General features: G+C 71.8%; 16 protein-coding genes. 12 read left to right on the forward strand and 4 right to left on the reverse strand.

Going from position 1 to position 14,261, the window contains the following annotated elements; all coding sequences use genetic code 11:
- Positions 1-110: 110 nt before the first annotated feature.
- Together ACFW5B_RS34610 and ACFW5B_RS34615 are read right to left on the reverse strand one after the other, a co-directional pair.
- Positions 111-2,123: an ABC transporter ATP-binding protein gene (locus ACFW5B_RS34610; RefSeq protein WP_386448877.1), complete on the reverse strand. Its 2,013-nt coding sequence runs from the start codon at positions 2,121-2,123 to the stop codon at positions 111-113.
- Positions 2,120-3,853 (reverse strand): ABC transporter ATP-binding protein, encoded by a 1,734-nt coding sequence (locus ACFW5B_RS34615; protein WP_386448880.1) that lies wholly within the window; start codon positions 3,851-3,853, stop codon positions 2,120-2,122. The genes ACFW5B_RS34610 and ACFW5B_RS34615 overlap by 4 nt, the downstream gene beginning before the upstream one ends.
- 204 nt (positions 3,854-4,057) lie before the next feature.
- Here ACFW5B_RS34615 and ACFW5B_RS34620 point away from each other — a divergent pair, with 204 nt between their 5' ends.
- The 7 genes from ACFW5B_RS34620 (at position 4,058) to ACFW5B_RS34650 (ending at position 8,804) form a co-directional block, all read left to right on the forward strand.
- Complete coding sequence (locus tag ACFW5B_RS34620) at positions 4,058-4,303, forward strand: MoaD/ThiS family protein (protein WP_386448914.1); 246 nt, start codon at positions 4,058-4,060, stop codon at positions 4,301-4,303.
- Positions 4,304-4,313: 10 nt separating this feature from the next.
- The gene (locus tag ACFW5B_RS34625) at positions 4,314-5,657 is read left to right on the forward strand and encodes a hypothetical protein (protein WP_386448883.1); all 1,344 of its coding nucleotides are present in this window, start codon (positions 4,314-4,316) and stop codon (positions 5,655-5,657) included.
- A gap of 186 nt (positions 5,658-5,843) precedes the next feature.
- On the forward strand, positions 5,844-6,545 hold the full coding sequence (locus tag ACFW5B_RS34630; RefSeq protein ID WP_386448886.1) for a DUF2993 domain-containing protein: 702 nt from the start codon (positions 5,844-5,846) through the stop codon (positions 6,543-6,545).
- Positions 6,546-6,811: 266 nt separating this feature from the next.
- The gene (locus ACFW5B_RS34635; protein ID WP_350252853.1) at positions 6,812-6,919 is read left to right on the forward strand and encodes a putative leader peptide; all 108 of its coding nucleotides are present in this window, start codon (positions 6,812-6,814) and stop codon (positions 6,917-6,919) included.
- Positions 6,920-7,123: 204 nt separating this feature from the next.
- The gene (locus ACFW5B_RS34640; RefSeq protein WP_386448890.1) at positions 7,124-7,969 is read left to right on the forward strand and encodes a sulfurtransferase; all 846 of its coding nucleotides are present in this window, start codon (positions 7,124-7,126) and stop codon (positions 7,967-7,969) included.
- A gap of 42 nt (positions 7,970-8,011) precedes the next feature.
- Positions 8,012-8,299: a DUF1416 domain-containing protein gene (locus ACFW5B_RS34645; protein ID WP_006603933.1), complete on the forward strand. Its 288-nt coding sequence runs from the start codon at positions 8,012-8,014 to the stop codon at positions 8,297-8,299.
- Positions 8,300-8,516: 217 nt separating this feature from the next.
- Complete coding sequence (locus ACFW5B_RS34650; protein WP_386448893.1) at positions 8,517-8,804, forward strand: DUF3099 domain-containing protein; 288 nt, start codon at positions 8,517-8,519, stop codon at positions 8,802-8,804.
- A gap of 33 nt (positions 8,805-8,837) precedes the next feature.
- On the opposite strand, the gene ACFW5B_RS34655 is transcribed toward ACFW5B_RS34650, so the two are convergent.
- Complete coding sequence (locus ACFW5B_RS34655; protein ID WP_085928098.1) at positions 8,838-9,203, reverse strand: DsrE family protein; 366 nt, start codon at positions 9,201-9,203, stop codon at positions 8,838-8,840.
- 285 nt (positions 9,204-9,488) lie between these two features.
- On the opposite strand from ACFW5B_RS34655, the gene ACFW5B_RS34660 reads away from it, so the two are divergent.
- From ACFW5B_RS34660 to ACFW5B_RS34670, 3 genes are all read left to right on the forward strand, one after another.
- Entirely contained in the window at positions 9,489-10,076 is a 588-nt protein-coding gene (locus ACFW5B_RS34660) for an FABP family protein (RefSeq protein WP_386448897.1), read from the forward strand.
- Between the two features lie 111 nt (positions 10,077-10,187).
- Positions 10,188-10,625, forward strand: a complete 438-nt coding sequence (locus ACFW5B_RS34665) for a Fur family transcriptional regulator (protein ID WP_386448900.1) — start codon at positions 10,188-10,190, stop codon at positions 10,623-10,625.
- A gap of 31 nt (positions 10,626-10,656) precedes the next feature.
- Positions 10,657-11,637: a YgfZ/GcvT domain-containing protein gene (locus tag ACFW5B_RS34670; RefSeq protein ID WP_386448903.1), complete on the forward strand. Its 981-nt coding sequence runs from the start codon at positions 10,657-10,659 to the stop codon at positions 11,635-11,637.
- Between the two features lie 21 nt (positions 11,638-11,658).
- Here the strand turns inward: ACFW5B_RS34670 and dtd are convergent, their stop codons facing one another.
- A complete protein-coding gene (gene dtd, locus ACFW5B_RS34675) occupies positions 11,659-12,084 on the reverse strand; it encodes a D-aminoacyl-tRNA deacylase (protein WP_386448906.1) in 426 nt (141 codons plus the stop codon).
- A 175-nt stretch (positions 12,085-12,259) separates the two neighbouring features.
- On the opposite strand from dtd, the gene ACFW5B_RS34680 reads away from it, so the two are divergent.
- Both ACFW5B_RS34680 and ACFW5B_RS34685 read left to right on the forward strand, forming a co-directional pair.
- The gene (locus ACFW5B_RS34680) at positions 12,260-13,000 is read left to right on the forward strand and encodes an ABC transporter substrate-binding protein (protein ID WP_386448909.1); all 741 of its coding nucleotides are present in this window, start codon (positions 12,260-12,262) and stop codon (positions 12,998-13,000) included.
- A gap of 49 nt (positions 13,001-13,049) precedes the next feature.
- On the forward strand, positions 13,050-14,081 hold the full coding sequence (locus ACFW5B_RS34685) for an asparaginase (protein WP_386448911.1): 1,032 nt from the start codon (positions 13,050-13,052) through the stop codon (positions 14,079-14,081).
- Positions 14,082-14,261: the final 180 nt, after the last annotated feature.

The raw sequence follows: 14,261 nt of genomic DNA on the forward strand, positions 1-14,261 counted from the left end.
CTGTCCACACACCAGGCCCCGGAGGCCCGTCACCGCACCCAACAACCACCCGCCCGCCGCAGGCGCAACGGCGAGAAACCCACGCGACGGGAAAGCCGAAAACGTGGGCCTCAATCCGTCAAGGCCTCCGCAAACTGCGCAGCATAGAGCCGCGCATACGCCCCGTTCGCCGCCAGCAGCGCGTCATGTGGGCCCTGTTCGACGATGGCGCCGTTTTCCATGACGAGGATGACGTCCGCGTCGCGGATGGTGGAGAGGCGGTGGGCGATGACGAAGCTCGTGCGGCCGGTGCGGAGCTGGGACATCGCCTGCTGGATGAGGACCTCGGTGCGGGTGTCGACCGAGCTGGTGGCCTCGTCGAGGACGAGGATGGCCGGTTCGGCGAGGAAGGCGCGGGCGATGGTGATCAGCTGCTTCTCGCCGACGGAGACATTGCTGCCCTCGTCGTCGAGCACGGTGTCGTAGCCGTCCGGCAGGGTGCGGACGAAGCGGTCGACATGGGTGGCGCGGGCGGCTGCGACGATCTTTTCCAGGGAGGTGCCGGCGGGGGCCCCGTAGGCGATGTTCTCGGCGATCGTGCCGCCGAAGAGCCAGGTGTCCTGGAGGACCATGCCGATCTGCGCGCGCAGTTCCTCGCGCGACATGGCCGCGATGTCGACGCCGTCGAGGGTGATCCGGCCGCCGCGCACCTCATAGAAGCGCATCAGGAGGTTGACGAGCGTGGTCTTGCCGGCGCCGGTCGGGCCGACGATGGCCACCGTCTGGCCGGGGTGGACGGCCAGCGACAGGTCCTCGATGAGCGGCTTGTCCGGGGCGTAGCGGAAAGAGACGTCCTCGAACTCGACCCGGCCCTCGACGCGTTCGGGGCGGACCGGCCGCTCGGGGTCGGGGTCCTGCTCCGCGGCGTCGAGGAGTTCGAAGACCCGCTCGGCGGAGGCGACGCCGGACTGGACGAGGTTGGCCATCGAGGCGACCTGGGTGAGCGGCTGGCTGAACTGGCGGCTGTACTGGATGAAGGCCTGGACGTCGCCGATGGACAGGGCGCCGGAGGCGACGCGGAGGCCGCCGACCACCGCCACCAGGACGTAGTTGAGGTTGCCGATGAACATCATCGCCGGCTGGATGATCCCGGAGATGAACTGTGCCTTGAAGCCGGCGGAGTAGAGCGCCTCGTTCTCCTCGCGGAAGAGCGCCGCGGACTCCTTCTGGCGGCCGAAGACCTTCACCAGGCTGTGGCCGGTGTACATCTCCTCGATGTGCGCGTTGAGTTTGCCGGTGGTCTTCCACTGCTGGACGAACTGCGGCTGGGCGCGCTTGCCGATCTTCGTGGCGACGACGACCGAGACCGGGACGGTGATCAGGGCGACCAGCGCCAGCAGCCAGGAGATCCAGAACATCATGGCGAGCACGCCGACGATGGTCAGCAGCGAGGCCACGATCTGGCTGAGGGTCTGCTGCAGGGTCTGCTGGATGTTGTCGATGTCGTTGGTCGCGCGGGAGAGCACCTCGCCACGCTGCTGCCGGTCGAAGTAGCTCAGCGGCAGGCGGGCCAGCTTCTCCTCGACCTGTTCGCGCATCCGGAAGACGGCCCGCTGGACGGCCCGGGTGGCGATCCTGGCCTGGACGAAGCCGAACAGCGAAGCGCCCACGTAGATCACGGTGACCCACAGCAGGACCTGGCCGACGGCCCCGAAGTCGATGCCGTGGCCGGGGACGACCGGCATCGTGCCGATCATGTCGGCGAGCCCGTCCTGGCCGTGGGCGCGCAGCTGGTCGGCGGCCTGGGCGCGGGAGACACCGCGGGGCAGCTTCCGGCCGATGATGCCGGACATGATCAGGTCGGTGGCGTGGCCGAGGACCTTGGGTCCCACGACGGTCAGCGCCACGCTCAGCACGCCCAGCAGCAGGGCGACGGTCATCATCCCGCGCTCCGGCCGCATCTGGGCCAGCAGCCGCTTGCCGGAGCCCGAGAAGTCCATGGACTTCTCGGTCGGCTGGCCGCCCATCATCCGGGCGGGCCCGACCGCCGGGGCCGGCCCGCGTCGGGTGGCGGTCCGCGGTGGCTCGTCGGAGGGTTCCGGGGTGCCGGCTCCGGGAGCCGCTCCCTTGTCCGCGGTGGTCATGCCGCCTCCTGCTCGGTGAGCTGGGAGAGCACGATCTCCCGGTAGGTCTCGTTGCCGGCCATCAGCTCGGTGTGGGTGCCGGTGCCCACGATGCGGCCCTCGTCCAGGACGACGATCCGGTCGGCGCCGCGGATCGTGGCGACCCGCTGGGCGACGATCACGACCGTGGCCCGGTCCGTCTCCCGGGAGAGCGCGGCCCGCAGCGCCGCGTCCGTCGCGTAGTCCAGCGCGGAGAAGGAGTCGTCGAAGAGGTAGATCTCGGGGCGCCGCACCAGCGCGCGGGCGATCGCCAGCCGCTGGCGCTGGCCACCGGAGACATTGGAGCCGCCCTGCGCGACGGGCGCGTCCAGGCCGCCTTCCATCCGCTCGACGAAGTCCCGCGCCTGGGCGGTCTCCAGGGCATGCCACAGCTCGTCGTCGGTGGCGTCGGGGTTGCCGTAGCGCAGGTTGGTGGCGACGGTGCCGGAGAAGAGGTACGGCTTCTGCGGGACCAGGCCGATGGCCTTGGCCAGGGTCTCCTGGTCGAGGGTGCGGACGTCCTCGCCGTCCACCAGGACCGTGCCGCCGGTCGCGTCGAAGAGGCGGGGGACGAGCCCGAGGAGGGTGGACTTGCCGCTGCCGGTCGAGCCGATGACGGCGGTGGTCTCGCCGGGGCGGGCGTGCAGCGAGATGTCCTTGAGGACCGGCTGTTCGGCGCCGGGGAAGCGGAACTCGACGCCGCGCAGCTCCAGTTCGCCGTGGCGGCGGAGCTCGGTGACGGGGTTCTCGGGCGGGGTGACGCCGGACTCGGTCGCCAGGACCTCCTGGATGCGCTCGGCGCAGACCTCGGCGCGCGGCAGCATCATCACCATGAACGTCGCCATCATGATCGACATCAGGATGTACATCAGGTAGCTGAGGAACGCGGTCAGCGCGCCGATCTGCATGGAGCCGCTGTCGATGCGCAGTCCGCCGAACCAGACGACGGCCACGCTGGAGAGGTTCACGATCAGCATGACCAGCGGGAACATCATCGACATCAGCCGGCCGGCGCGCAGCGACACCTCGTACAGACCGGTGTTGGCCCCGGCGAACCGCTCGCGCTCGTGCCGGTCGCGGACGAAGGCGCGGATGACGCGGATACCGGTGATCTGCTCGCGCAGCACGCGGTTGACGGTGTCGATGCGCTCCTGCACCCCGCGGAACAGCGGACGCATCCGGCGCACGATCAGTGAGACGAGAATCCCGAGGACCGGGACGATGACCAGCAGCAGACCGGTCAGCGGCACATCCTGATTGAGCGCCATGACGATGCCGCCGACGCACATGATCGGCGCCGAGACCATCATCGTGAACGTCATCAGCACCAGCATCTGGACCTGCTGGACGTCATTGGTGGTGCGGGTGATCAGCGACGGCGCGCCGAAGGTGGCCATCTCACGGGCGGAGAAGGACTGCACCCGGTCGAAGACGGCGGCGCGGATGTCCCGGCCGAGCGCCATCGCCGTACGGGCGCCGAAGTAGACGGCACCGATGGCGCAGACGATCTGGAGCAGGGTGATGGCGACCATGAAGCCGCCGACGCGGAGGATGTAGCCCGTGTCCCCCTTCACGACACCGTTGTCAATGATGTCGGCGTTGAGGGTGGGCAGATAGAGGGTGGCCAGGGTCTGGATCAGCTGGAGGAGGACGATCAGGGATATCGAGCGCCTGTGGGGCCGCAGATGCGCCCGCGCGAGTCGGACCAACACACCGTGAGCCTAGGCGAACACTTGCCCTCGGCAATCGAATTTCTGCGTTCTGCCCGTACCTTCCCCGAGCCGTTGCCGGAACGTGCCCGGACCGGGCGGGCCGCCGCGTACGCCATCATGGAGGCGGCAACGACGGGGCGTCCGCCACCACGGAGGCCCCCCGACCGACACGACGAAGAGGCCGCCGTGACAACAACTGGCACCGTGCGCTACTGGGCCGCGGCCAAGGCCGCCGCCGGCACGGCAGAGGAGCCGTATACGGCGGCGACGCTCGCCGAGGCGCTCGACGCGGCGCGGGCGGCGCATGCCGCGAACCCCGAGTTCGCGCGCGTCCTGCTGCGCTGCTCATTCCTGGTGGACGGCGATCCGGTCGGCACCCGCGACCACGGGGCGGTGCCGCTGGCCGAGGGCGGCACCGTCGAGGTCCTGCCGCCGTTCGCGGGAGGGTGAGCACACGATCATGAGCGACCACCAGCCGCAGCACCGCCCCTCCTACGAGCCGCAGGACCCCTACGGCGCGCAGGCCCCCTACGGTCAGCAGACCCCGTACGGGTCACCGGACCCCTACGGGCAGCAGGCACCCCCGGCCGCGGCGCAGCCGCCGTACGACCCGCAGGCGCCGTACGCGCCGCAGGACCCCTACGCCCAGCAGGCGCCGTCCCGCCGGCCGCAGGCCCACGACCCCTACGGGCAGCAGCAGCCCGGCCCGGCGCCCCAGCCGGGTCCCGGCCCCTACGGGCACGGCCGGCCCGCGCAGGCCCCGTACGGGTACGAGGCGTACGGACAGCAGCCCCGGCACGGGCAGCCGCCTCAGCACGGCCGGCCCGGACAGCCACCGCACGGCCGGCCGCAGCACGCCCGGCCGGCGCCGCAGCCGCCGCACGGCCAGGACGGCTACCGCGCCCCGCACGCCGAGCCCGCGCCGCTGCCCGCGCAGCACCAGACCGCGGCACCGTCCGAGGAGCCCTACGCCCGCCGGCACCCCCAGCAGGCCCGCCCGGCGCCCGCCGCGCCCGCACCGGCCGCCGCGGTGGTCTCCAGCGCCCCGCTCGCGGCCAACCAGCGCGCCCGCGCCGAGGGCCGCTCGCCGATCATCCCGCCCGGTATCCAGCCGGCCGCGCTGACCGCCGGACTGGCCCTGCTGCTGGCGCTGACCGCGCCGCTGGCCCGCCCGGTGCTCGCCGTACCGGTGGCGCTGTTGCAGGCCGTCACCGCCGCCGGCTGGTTCCGGCTGAACGGCATGTGGCCGGCCCGCCAGGGCATCGCGCTGGCCTTCCTGGGCGGCCTGACCACCGACGCCGCCCTGCTGGCCACCGACCCCGCGAGCGCGCCCCTGGTCGGCATCGGCACGCTCGGGGTCTGGTGTCTGCTCGTCCTCGTCCTCCAGCTGCGCAACCGCAGCAGCGCCGATGAGCGGATGTACGCGCTGACCGCGGGCCTGACCTCGACGGCCCTCGCGGTGCTGGCCGCCGGGCAGCTCGCGGCGAGCCCGCACGCGGTCGTGGTCGGCGCCGCCGCGGTCGCGGTGGCCACCCTGGTGCGGGCGCTGCCGCTGCCCGGCATCGCCTCGGTCGCCGCCGCCCTGGTGGCCGCCGCGGGCGCCGGTGTCGCGGCCGGGCAGCTGACCGGTCTCGGGCTGTCCGGTGCGCTGCTGGGGCTGGCGGCCGGCGGCTGCGCCCTGATCGGCCTGCGGGTGGCCAGCTACGACTACCCGTCGCGCTTCGTCCACATGACGGCCGGGGTGGCCCTGCCGCTGGCCCTGGCCGCGCCGGCGGTCTACATCCTGGGGCGGGCGCTGGGGTAGCGCCCGCCGCGGCCCGTGCGCGAGCGCGCGAACGGAGCGGCGGCCGCCGGTGGCGCACCTTCATGCCCTCCGGCGGCCGCCGCTCCCGTTTGCCGGAGGCTGTCGTCTAGGCTCCCCCGGAACGCAGGCAGGGGGCCTGCAAGGACGAGTCGGCCGTAATCCGGCCCAGTGTGGGGGTGTGGTTCGATGCGTGCACTACGTGTGCTGGTGATCCTCTTGGTCATAGTCGGCGGGCTGTTCGTGGCGGCCGACCGGGTGGCCGTGGGCCTCGCCGAGGACAAGGCCGCGGAGAAGATCCGCGCCAGTCAGGGGCTCGACAGGACCCCGACCATCGCCATCAAGGGCTTTCCGTTCCTGACCCAGGTCGCCGGCCGCAGCCTCCAGGAGGTGGACGCCGACCTCGGGGGCGTCGAGGCCCGGGCCCAGGGGCGCGCGCTGCGCATCGACCACCTGTCGGCGCACTTCTACGACGTCGGGCTGACCAGCGACTACACCTCCATCGAGAGCGCCGCGTCGGCCACCGGGAACGCCCGGATCACCTACGCCGACCTGACGAAGGCGGCGGGCGGCGGCGTCAAGATCAGCTACGGCGGGCAGAAAAACGGCCGCAGCCAGGTCAAGATCTCCCCGAATGTCCCGCTGCTCAACTCGCTGGACGTGACCGGCTCGATCACCATCGTCGGCGGCACCACCGTCCGGCTCCGGGCCGACGGGCTTCCGGCGATGTGCAAGGTCCTCCCGGGCTGCGAGAGCAAGGTGCGCGCCCAGACCGACCACGACTGGAAGCTGGACCAGCTGCCCGGCAACCTGAAGCTGGACAAGGTGGTGCTGATGCAGGAGGGCCTGTCGATCTCCGCCTCCGGCAAGAACGTCAAGATCCCGAGCTGACCGGACGGCACCGGAGGCCCTTTCGGGCGCCACCGGGCGGACCGCCCCACCGGTCCGCCGGGTCCGCCCGGTCCGTCGGCCGATCCGCGCACCGTCCACTTCCTGAGACACCCGGTCCGTACGCCAGACCCCCCACCGGCGAACGGCCCTCCGGAGCCCGTGCGGGGCCGTCCCGCGCGGGCTCCGTTCTCATATTACGGACAAACGCGTCTCACCATTCGACACGCCGGTGACACGCCCCGCTCCGCGTCCCTACGATCGGTGCCATGCAGAGCTCATTGAGCGGTCTCCGTCCGCGGGGACGGGCGGTACTGACGAAGCGGCGGGCAGTAGACCTGTGCCGCGTCGCCGCCATGCTCTGTCGCCCTGTCTGACGGGCCTTCCGCCCCCTCCCCGAGCCCTCGGGGACGGGATACCCCGGAGCCCGGCCGGCCCTCGGCCGTTCCCGTCTGTCCCCCAAGCGCCGCACCGGCCCCGTACCCACGACACGGGCCGCCCGGAACTGAACGGCGCGCACCCGGCATACCCGCGTGCAACTCTGCCACTGCCCCCCGTAACTGCCCCGGAGGAGAAGAATCATGAGCCGTAGCGACGTCCTCGTGGACGCCGACTGGGTCGAGGCCCGCCTCGAGGACCCGAAGGTGGTTCTCGTCGAGGTTGACGAGGACACCTCGGCCTACGACAAGAACCACATCAAGAACGCCGTCCGGATCGACTGGAAGCAGGACCTCCAGGACCCGGTCCGCCGTGACTTCGTCGACCAGGCCGGCTTCGAGAAGCTGCTCTCCGCCAAGGGCATCGCCAACGACGACACCGTCGTCCTCTACGGCGGCAACAACAACTGGTTCGCTTCCTACGCCTACTGGTACTTCAAGCTCTACGGCCACCAGGACGTCAAGCTCCTCGACGGCGGCCGCAAGAAGTGGGAGCTGGACTCCCGCGACCTGGTCGACGGCTCCGAGGTTCCCAGCCGCCCGGCCACCGACTACAAGGCCCAGGCCCAGAACACCGCCATCCGCGCGTTCCGGGACGACGTCGTCGCCGCGATCGACAACCTCAACCTGGTCGACGTGCGCTCCCCCGACGAGTTCAGCGGCAAGCTGCTCGCCCCGGCGCACCTCCCGCAGGAGCAGTCGCAGCGCCCCGGCCACGTGCCCAGCGCGCGCAACATCCCGTGGTCGAAGAACGCCAACGACGACGGCACCTTCAAGTCGGACGACGAGCTGAAGGCCCTCTACGAGGGTGAGTCGGTCGACCTCGCCAAGGACACCATCGCCTACTGCCGCATCGGTGAGCGCTCCGCGCTGACCTGGTTCGTCCTGCACGAGCTGCTGGGCCAGACCAACGTCAAGAACTACGACGGCTCCTGGACCGAGTACGGCTCGCTGGTCGGTGTCCCGATCGAGCTCGGCGCCAACAAGTAAGCAAGCACGCTTCTTCCCCGACCCCCTCAAGGAAGTACCCCCATGTGTGGAGCACAGGCAGGCGGCCCGGACGCCTCGACCATCAAGCCCGGTGAGACCACGATCCAGGGCAGCGTGACCCGCGACGGCGAGCCCGTCACCGGTTACGTCCGACTCCTGGACAGCACCGGCGAGTTCACCGCCGAGGTCCCCACCTCCGCGACCGGACAGTTCCGCTTCTACGCGGCCGAGGGCACCTGGACGCTGCGTGCGCTCGTCCCGGGCGGCACCGCGGACCGCACCGTCGTCGCCCAGAAGGGCGGGCTGGCGGAGGTCGCCATCGCCGTCTGACGGCAGCAGGAGTGGCGGCGGCTCCGGGATGACCCGGACGGTTCCGCCGCCACCCTCCCTACGGCCGGAGGGCCGCACCCCAGGGGTTTGGACGCCTTGGCTGGGGGTGCGGCCCTCCGTGCCGTACGGGGCCGGGTGGGCGGGCTCCCGCTCGCGGGCCCGGCCGGGGCTCCCGTCCCGGCTTCTTTCCGGCCCCGTACGGACTTACCGTGGAGACATGGACGCGCACCGCCGGTCGCCCGTAGAGCGCCGCCATCGCAGGTACTTCGTCCTGATGGGCGTGTGCCTGGTGCTGTTCGTCCTGGCCTGGGGCGTGGTGCGGCTGTGGTCGGTCCCGGTCGCGGTGGGCATGTGCGTCGTCGCCATGGTCATCCCGCCGGTCGCGGCCGTGATCGGCAACCGCCGCGAGCCCGGCGAGCGCTGGTGGGACGAGTCCGGCGACCCCGAGTCCGACCGCTGGTGGCGGGAGCTGGAGGACCGGGGCGACGACAAGCACCGGCAGTAGACCGGGCAGGGCCGGCCGCCCCGGCGACCCTGCTCAGTACACCAGCGCCTGGACGTCGTCCGGCATGATCTCGCTGACGAACAGCTGGGCACCGGCGATCCCGGCCCCCTCGATCAGGTCCTTCTGCTCGATGTCCCGCCGGGCCGCGCACTGGGTGCAGACCGTGATCGCCCCGCCGCCCGCGCGGATTCCGTCGATCAGCTCCGGCAGCGGCGCGGCATGCGGCAGCTCGAACTCCGCCGCCCGCCCCGGCAGCGCGAACCACACGGACTCCCCGGTCAGCCACAGGGACACCTCGACGCCGCTGGCCGCCGCCACCGCCGCCACCGTGAACGCCTGCGAGCACCGCTCGGGCGCATCCGCACCCGCCGTCACCTTGATCACGAGCTTCTTCGCCATGAGGCAAGAGTAGGCGCGGCGGACCTCACAGCGCCGCTGTCACCGCCGCCGACTAGACTCGCAAGCGGTCCGTTACACCCTCACTCCGTTCAAGGAGCGCGCTCGTGCTTGAGGCATTCTTCACCACCCTGCTGGTTCTGGTCGGCATCGGCGTCCTCGCGTTCGCCGGTCTGACCTGGAAGAAGCTCTACCAGGGCCAGCGCTGAGCCCCTCCTTCGCCACCCCCGGCAGGAGCGCCGCCCGCGCCCCTGCCGGTCCGCCTCTCTATAGATCGTCTGAGCTCTCATGATCGAGATCCCGTCCGACCTGAACCCGGCCCTGGTGCCGCTCGCCTTCCTCCTCGGCAACTGGGAGGGCGCCGGCGTCGCCGACTTCCCCGGCACCGAGAAGTGCAACTTCGGGCAGGAGGTCAGCTTCACCCACGACGGCCGTGACTTCCTCGAGTACACCTCGCACAGCTGGGTGCTCGACGCCGAAGGCAAGAAGGTCCGCCCGCTGGAGACCGAGACCGGCTTCTGGCGCATCGACGCGGACCGCAAGGTCGAGATCGTGATGTGCCGCGACCAGGGCGTGGTAGAGGTCTGGTACGGCGAGCTGGCCGACCAGAAGCCGCAGATCGACCTGGCCACCGACGCCATCGCGCGCACCGGCGCCTCCGGCCCGTACAGCGGCGGCAAGCGGCTCTACGGCTACGTCAACAGCGACCTGATGTGGGTCGGCGAGAAGTCCACCCCGGACGTGCCGCTGCGCCCGTACATGTCCGCGCACCTGAAGAAGGTCGCCGACCTCAAGGAGTGGGCGGAGAGCCTGCCCGACGACATGCCGGACGGCGTCTCCTTCTTCCGCCCGGACGGCACGCCCTACAACCCCTGAGCAGCCCGGGGAGAGTCCCGCTCTCCCCGCTGCGCCGTCCGCGCGGTGTGCGGACGGCCGGCTGACCGGCGGCGTACGGACACCCGGCGTCCGCCCTCCTACACTGGCGGTGTGGTGACCACCGACTGGCAGAGCGACCTCCGCAGGCGCGGATACCGTCTGACGCCGCAGCGTCAGCTCGTGCTGGAGGCTGTGGACAAACTGGAGCACGCCACTCCGGACGACATCCTCACCGAAGTGCGCAAGACCGCGGGCGGGGTGAACATCTCCACGGTCTACCGGACCCTGGAACTCCTGGAAGAGCTGGGCCTGGTCAGCCATGCCCACCTCGGCCACGGCTCCCCGACCTACCACCTCGCCGACCGCCACCACCACATGCACCTGGTCTGCCGGGACTGCACGGACGTCATCGAGGCGGATCTGTCGGTGGCCGAACCGTTCGCTGCGACGCTGCGCGAACAGTTCGGCTTCGAGACGGACATGAAGCACTTCGCGATCTTCGGGCGCTGTGCGGCCTGCCGCGCCAAGGCCGCCGAGGGTGACGGCTGAGGCGGTCGCCACCGGGTCGTAGGCTGGTCCCATGCCGCGACCTTCACCCGCCAGCCCCCTGCTGTCGCTGCCCGGCGCCGTCCCCGCCGAGGCCCCCGACGAAGGCGTCGCCGCCCACTACGGCGACCTCTTCCGGGAGCAGCGCGCCCTCGCCGACGGCTCCGGCTTCGTCGACCTCTCCCACCGTGGCGTGGTCACCGTCACCGGCGCCGAACGGCTGAGCTGGCTGCATCTGCTGCTCACCCAGCACGTCAGCGACCTCCCGCCCGGCCAGGCCACCGAGGCGCTGATCCTGTCCGCGCACGGCCACATCGAGCATGCGCTCTCGCTCGTCGACGACGGCGAGACGACCTGGATGCACACCGAACCCGGCACCCAGGAGGCGCTGATCGCCTACCTGGAGAGCATGAAGTTCTTCTACCGGGTCGAGGTCGCCGACCGCACCGACGAGATCGCCGTCGTCCATCTCCCGGCCGGCTCCATCGCCGAGGTGTCCGAGCCGACCGTCGTACGCGAGACCGCGCACGGCCGCGATCTGTTCCTGCCGCGCGCGGAGCTGGAGTCCTTCGCCGCGGACCACGGCCCCGCGATCGGGGTGCTGGCGCTGGAGGCGCTGCGCGTCGAGGCCCACCGCCCCCGGCTGGGCCTGGAGACCGACCACCGCACCATCCCGCACGAGCTGGGCTGGATCGGCACCGCCGTCCACCTCCAGAAGGGCTGCTACCGCGGCCAGGAGACCGTCGCCCGGGTCCACAACCTGGGCAAGCCGCCGCGACGGCTGGTCTTCCTGCACCTGGACGGCAGCGAGGTCCAGCTGCCCCCGCACGGCGCCCCCATCCGCCTCGCCGCGGACGGCGAGGAAGGCCGGCAGCTCGGTTTCCTCACCACCTCGGCGCGCCACCACGAGCTCGGTCCGATCGCGCTCGCCCTGGTGAAGCGGAATGTGCCGGTGGACGCGCCCCTGCTGGCGGGCGGCACGGCGGCGTCGCAGGAAGTCGTCGTCGAGCCGTAGGGGCCGGCGGGGCGTCTCCTCCTAGACCTCCACCAGCACCGTGAACGGCCCGTCGTTGGTCAGCGACACCTTCATCGACGCACCGAAACGGCCGGTCTCCACCTGGGCGCCCAGCGCCCGCAGCTGCGCGACGACCTCGTCGACCAGCGGCTCGGCGACCGGCCCCGGTGCGGCGGCGTTCCAGGTGGGGCGGCGGCCCTTGCGGGCGTCACCGTAGAGAGTGAACTGGCTGATCACCAGCAGCGGCGCCGAGGTGTCCGAGCAGGACTTCTCCCCCTGCAGAATCCGCACCGACCACAGCTTGCGGGCGAGCTGCGCCGCCTTCTCCGGGGTGTCGTCGTGCGTGACCCCCACCAGGACGCACAGGCCCTCACCGACGATCTCCCCGACCGTCTCGCCCGCCACCTCGACACGGGCACCGTCAACCCTTTGCACCACAGCTCGCATACCCGCCATCATGCCGGGCGGCCCGCCGCCTTCGGACAGCCGTACCCCTACTGGGGCCGTTCGGGTGCCATGGCCCTGCAGAAGGACCGCCCAGAGTGGCACGATGCGTGCACGTGGTGCGTTTCATGGACAACATGCCCAGGACGCGGCACCGGACGAGGGGACGGAACGATTCATGAACACTCTCGGCGCCGGACAGACACCCGGTCCCGTACCAACCGCCCGGACGACACCGACCGGACGGACGACATCGACCACCCCCGCGTCCGGCTCCGCACATCCGGCGCCCGCCGCCCCACCACCCCCCACCGCCCGGACGACCACCACAGCGGCGGCTCGCGTCGAGCCCCCCGGCACCGAGGACGGCCCCATGCTCCAGGCAGGCCAGGCGCAGCACCCCCGCCCCCCGCAGCAGCGCGACCGCTGCCGGCCGGCCACCACCCCCGACCTGTCCGGTCTGGGGCTGCCCGAGCTGCGGGTCGTACGGCGTGACTCCCAGCAGGAGGAGGCCGATCTGAGCTATCTGCGGCGGCTGTTGCAGGGCCGGATCGACATCCTGCGGGCCGAGATCGCCCGCCGGTCCGCCCAGCAGTCCCCCCTGCTGGACCGGCTCCCGGAGATCCTCACGGACCTGCCCTCACGCCACCGCTCCTCCGCCCGGCACGTCACGCTCGGTACGCCGCACAGCGAGGAGTACCGCAGGCTCGCCGAGGAGATGCTCGGCGAGGTGGAGCTGTCCGACCTCACCGCGCGTACGGACCAGGAGCTGCACGACGCGATGGGCCGGCTGATCCGTTACGAGCAGCAGGTGTCCCGGCGCCGTCAGTCGCTGCAGCGCACCACCGACGAGTGCAGCGCCGAAATTGCCCGCAGGTACCGTGAAGGCGAAGCGCAAGTAGACGACCTGCTGTCCTGACCGGGCCACAAGCCTCACGGGGGCACAGGACACTCCCGGAAGGCCGACGATGACCTCGCCCACCCCGATATCCGAGCCGACCTCGGAATTCCCCACGTCCCCGGTTTCCCCGGCGGCCGCGCTTTCGCCCGCTTCCCCGGCGGTCTCCCCCGTCCTCGCCGAGGTCGTCCGCTCCGGCTTCGTCGAGGGCCGGCACCGCGGCTCCCTCGTGGTGCTCGCCGCCGACGGCAGCGTGGACTGGTCACTGGGCGAGGTGACCGCCCCCGTCTTCCCCCGCTCCACGAACAAGCCGATGCAGGCCGCGGCGGTGCTGCGGGCGGGCCTGGACCTCTCCGGCGAGCGGCTGGCACTGGCCGCCGCGAGCCACTCGGGCGAGCCGTTCCACCTCGACCTCGTGCGGACCATGCTGGCCGAGCACGGGCTGACCGCCGACCAGCTCCAGACGCCCGCCGACCTGCCGCTGGACCCCGCGGAGGCCGAGGCCTACCTCGCCTCGGGGCTGGTCCGCGACCGCCTCACCATGAACTGCTCGGGCAAGCACGCCGCGATGCTGGCCGCCTCGGCGCGGAACGGCTGGCCGCTCGCCACGTACCTCGACGAGGCCCATCCGCTCCAGCAGCTGGTGGCCGACGGGGTCCGCACCGCGAGCGGCGAGGACGTCGCCCATGTCGGCACGGACGGCTGCGGGGCTCCCCTGCTCTCGCTGTCCCTGACCGGACTGGCCCGCGCCTTCCGGCACTTCGTCATGGCCGGCCCCGGCACCCCCGAGCGACGGGTCGCCGACGCGATGCGCGCCCACCCGGAGTACGTCGCCGGCACCCGCCGCCCCGACACCTGGCTGATGCAGGCCCTGCCCGGCACCCTCTCCAAGATGGGTGCCGAGGCCGTCCAGGCCGTGGCCCTCCCCGACGGCCGCGCCCTGGCCTTCAAGATCGACGACGGCGCCACCCGCACCCTCGGCCCCGTCCTCGCCCACACCCTCCACCTCATGGGCCTCGACGCCCCCATCCTCAGCCGCCTCGCGGACGCACCTCTCCTGGGCGGCGCCGAGCGGGTGGGGGAGATACGGGCTGCGTTCTGAGGGCGGGGCGGGTTGCGGCTCGGGCCGCCCTCGTGATCCCCGCTCGGGTCGCTGGGGGCTGAGGTGTTGCGGCAGCTGTGGCTGCCGCGGGGGGTGCCTCTATGTCTTTCGTCAAGCGAGGCGTGGGGTTCGGGGTTCGTAGAAGGTGCTGTCGCGGAGCATCGCGAAGAGCACGTTGAT

Source organism: Streptomyces sp. NPDC058773 (genome assembly GCF_042746015.1).
Lineage (GTDB): Bacteria > Actinomycetota > Actinomycetes > Streptomycetales > Streptomycetaceae > Streptomyces.